General features: G+C 66.3%; 3 protein-coding genes, 1 tRNA gene and 1 pseudogene. 3 read left to right on the forward strand and 2 right to left on the reverse strand.

What is annotated here, in order from left to right:
* Positions 1-708: ROK family protein (locus DBR22_RS18325; RefSeq protein WP_146187567.1), on the forward strand; the 708-nt coding region annotated here is incomplete at its 5' end.
* Here the strand turns inward: DBR22_RS18325 and DBR22_RS18330 are convergent.
* Positions 705-1,160 (reverse strand): VOC family protein, encoded by a 456-nt coding sequence (locus tag DBR22_RS18330; protein WP_108600190.1) that lies wholly within the window; start codon positions 1,158-1,160, stop codon positions 705-707. The two genes, DBR22_RS18325 and DBR22_RS18330, sit on opposite strands and share 4 nt — an antisense overlap.
* A 117-nt stretch (positions 1,161-1,277) precedes the next feature.
* Positions 1,278-1,350, reverse strand: a tRNA-Arg gene (locus tag DBR22_RS18335).
* A 234-nt stretch (positions 1,351-1,584) separates the two neighbouring features.
* Here DBR22_RS18335 and DBR22_RS18340 point away from each other — a divergent pair.
* Together DBR22_RS18340 and DBR22_RS18345 are read left to right on the forward strand one after the other, a co-directional pair.
* A complete protein-coding gene (locus DBR22_RS18340; protein ID WP_108600191.1) occupies positions 1,585-2,163 on the forward strand; it encodes a single-stranded DNA-binding protein in 579 nt (192 codons plus the stop codon).
* A 67-nt stretch (positions 2,164-2,230) separates the two neighbouring features.
* Positions 2,231-2,639 (forward strand): annotated as a pseudogene (locus DBR22_RS18345) (hypothetical protein); the annotation flags it as partial.

Consider the following 2,639-nt stretch of genomic DNA (forward strand, 5'->3'; position numbering starts at 1 on the left):
GGCTGGGACAACGAATCCTTGGACTTGCAGGCCCTGCTTCCCGGTGTGCCATTGGGCACCACACTTTTCAACGAGGCCAACGCTGCAGCCCTGGCGGAAGTGCGCTACCGACCCGCCGGCGGCGCGGACTTCCTGTTTGTCTCCGGGGAAGTGGGCGTTGGTGGCGGGCTGGTGATCAATTCTGAGCTGTTCACTGGCCCGCACGGGCACGCCGGCGAGTTGGGCCATGTGGTGGTCCAGCCTGAGGGGGCAGCCTGTTCCTGTGGCGGCAGAGGCTGCCTGGAGACGGTGGCAGGCCAGGACGCGATACTTTTTGCGGCAGGAATTTTCCCGAACCGGCAACAAAACGTACAACCGATCCCTGCTCCCTCGCGGTCCGACAGCCTGGCGCAACTGTTGGCTGCGCTCGCGGCCCGGGACGAGGACGCCCTCAGGGCCGTCGCGCGTGCCGGCAACTACCTCGGCGTAGCGGTCGCCTCCACGGTGCGGCTGCTCAACATCTCCGCGGTGGTGCTGGGAGGCCACTTTGCCATCCTGGGGGAATGGATCGTGCCGGCGCTCTCGGAAAGCCTGGCAACCTACGCCCCTGGAAAAGTACTGCCCGGCAGCATCAGCCTGTCAGCCGTAGGCCAGGCGGGTGCCCTTCTGGGGGCTGCGGGCAGCGTGGTGCGGGCTTTGGTGGAGGCGCCGCACCGGCTGTATTCCTAAGGGCCGGTGGGGCCGGCGTTGACCCCACCGTCCTCTGCCGGACCCAGTTCCTGGAACAGCGTCACCTGAAGGCCTGCGGGCGCTGCGAGCCTGGAGTTCAGTGACCGCCACGGTGTTTCCCGCGGCGTGGCAAGGAGTTCAGCCCCTGCTTCCACCAGCTCGGCTGTTACGGCCGCCGTGTCCTCCACCTCGAAAGCCACCCGAAGCCTCGCGCTGGGCTGGCCATCAGCTTCCACACGGTCGATCAACTTCACCTGGGCGGGGTTGGACAGCTCCAGGGTGGCCCGTCCGGCATCAAGTATCGTGACGCGCGCGTCCCCTTCGCCCTCATACGCTTCCTGCTCGGCGAGGCCCAGCACATCGCGGTAGAAGTACAGGGCCGCTTCATAGTCCTCGGCCTCAACGACAAGGCGGAGCTGGCGTACGGGACCCTTGGCATTTTCGGTGTTCATGCTTGTACCGTAAGCCCTTGGCGTCACCAGGTGTCCCGGCAAGGGGGTGGATTGCCGGACACGCTACAGGCTCTGTTGGCTCTGACCTGCGTTTCGGCAGGTCAGAGCCACATGTTGTGCCCCAGGAGGGAATCGAACCCCCGACCGGCGGATTAGAAGGCCGCTGCTCTATCCCCTGAGCTACTGGGGCACGTGGCGCCACGACCAGAAATCCGGCGCATGAAAAGTTTACATTGCCCCGTGTACGGCTGCGTCACCGTGGCTCGTTGCCCGCGCCCGTGTCCCTCGGGGCGCATCCCGTCCTCAACAGGGCGGGCCGAGGCAGGGTTATGCACATACGGAAAGTTGCCCCTGCCTGTCCCGTCCGGTCCGCGGGAAGCTGGTTTTGCCGCCAAGGCACCACCTTTAGAGACAGGACATGACGATGAATGACACGATAACGATCCGTGGCTTTGTGGCCACAGAGATCAAGACCTCCACCACTCCCGGTGGAGTTGGCACAGCCTCCTTCCGCTTCGGTTCCACCGGCCGGCGCTTTGACCGTGCCTCAAACAGCTGGATGGACCTGCCCACCAACTGGTTCAATGTCCAGGGGTACCGCCAGTTGGCCGGGAACATGGCCTGCAGCATCAAGAAGGGCCAGCGCGTGATTGTGGTCGGCCGGCTCAAGCTGCGCAGCTGGGAGAAGGACGGCCGGACCTACCATTCGACTGAGATCGACGCAGAATCGGTAGGCCACGATCTGATGTGGGGTTCGGCCAACTACACCCGCAACGCGAACAACGGCCTGCATCCGGTCTCGGAGAACAGCGCGGCGGATCAGGGGCTGGCGGAGCCGGCACATGACATCGGCCACACCGATCCTGAGGACGGCGGCGGCGATCCGGATGAAGAAGACCACTCTGACGATGACGAAGCGGCCGGGATCTACCTGGAGGATTCGGAGGGCAACCGGACCCCTGTCGATGCCGAAACGGGGGAACTCGCCGGGTCCGCCGTCTGACCGCCGCCGGCCCCGCAACCGGTCCTGCAGTTCTTCCCGGCGGCGGGCCGCGTGGCAGAATGGCCGCATGAAGCGAGCGACGGCAGACCCACAGGCAGTCCAGGTCACCGGCAGGTCCGCTCCTTTCCGCACAGGCCTGAGGTCTCCGGCCCGGCCGGCCGGGGTTATTGCAGGATGCCTCGCGGTGGTCCTCTCACTCGCGGCATGCACCAGCTCGTCAGGCGGGGCCGGGACTCCAGCCGCCGCGCCGTCCGAATCAGCTGGCACGGGCGTTACCCAGCCCACCGCCACAGCCCCCATCCCGGGTGCAGGTGGTCCGGTTGCGGCCGAACCGGCCGGGGACGCTGTTACTGCCCTTCTCAAGCAGAAAGTCTCTGACGCGTTGAGCCGGCTCGCGGCCGGGACGCCCAAGCCGGCCACCGCGCAGGTGACCGATGCCCTGACCGGTGCGGGCGTGGCACCTGCAGCCCTGGAAG

The organism is Arthrobacter sp. HMWF013, assembly GCF_003061105.1.
Lineage (GTDB): Bacteria > Actinomycetota > Actinomycetes > Actinomycetales > Micrococcaceae > Arthrobacter.